General features: G+C 43.3%; 1 protein-coding gene. It reads right to left on the reverse strand.

Annotation, left to right across the window (positions count from 1 at the left end; genetic code table 11):
- Positions 1–657 (reverse strand): fumarate hydratase (locus A3738_RS03150; protein WP_197473543.1); only part of this gene is annotated, 657 nt, incomplete at its 3' end.
- Positions 658–1,108 lie beyond the last annotated feature (451 nt).

Here is a 1,108-nt window from a genome sequence, read left to right on the forward strand (position 1 = left end):
CTCTCGCAACTCATGAATATCAATAGGATCCATCAATGACTCTTTCGCCATCACTGCGGCTTTCTCTGCCGTACCACCAATACCAATACCTAACATCCCCGGCGGACACCAACCTGCCCCCATTGTTGGTACAGTTTTAACGACCCAATCAGCAATGCTGTCAGAAGGATTAAGCATCACCATCTTAGATTTATTCTCAGAACCGCCACCCTTAGCCGCCACTTCTACATGAACTTTGTCACCTTCGACAATTTCGTAATGAATAACAGCAGGAGTATTGTCTTTAGTATTTTTACGCGCGCCAGCTGGGTCAGCCAAAATAGATGCACGAAGAACATTGTCTGGATGTGTATAAGCACGACGCACACCTTCGTTGATCATGTCACTCAAACTCATTTGAGCATCCCACTGAACATTCATACCTACTTTCACGAAGACCGTTACAATGCCAGTGTCTTGACAGATTGGACGCTTACCTTCAGCACACATGCGCGAATTAATAAGAATCTGAGCCATAGCATCTTTAGCAGCCTGCGACTCTTCACGTAAATACGCTTCGTGAACCGCCTTGATAAAATCTGCTGGGTGGTAATAAGAAATAAACTGCAGCGCGTCTGCAACACTCTCGATCAAGTCATCTTGGCGAATCGTAGTCATATCCGTCTCTTAATTCTTTTTGCTGGGAGGGTTAAATGCGCGTGCGTTACGGCACAACACAAATTTGTGGCACGAAATTGTACTCTCAAACCCAATTTCTTTGTAGTCCGAATAAATAGCGTTCAAAAACATTGGGCATAGGTCTAAAAAATAGTTAACAAGCCATTGAACCATAGGGAAAAACTCGACATCAAAAAGATATGGTCTAACGTTAAGGGATATACGAATAGAAAGTGTATTCGAAGAGCGATATTTCATCGTCACAAATTAGAACAATTAATGTCTTTTTCATAACACGACTTACGTGTAGAAAAGCGCCAAGAAATAACAGCAATCTTAGGTGAAGGTCCTAACTATGTTGAAGAAAACTCTATTAAGTGCCGCAGTTGCCTCGTCATTCGCACTGAGCGGCTGTCTTGACGACTCCCCATCAACAACCGAAAACGCAGGG

The organism is Oleiphilus sp. HI0066 (genome assembly GCF_001635725.1).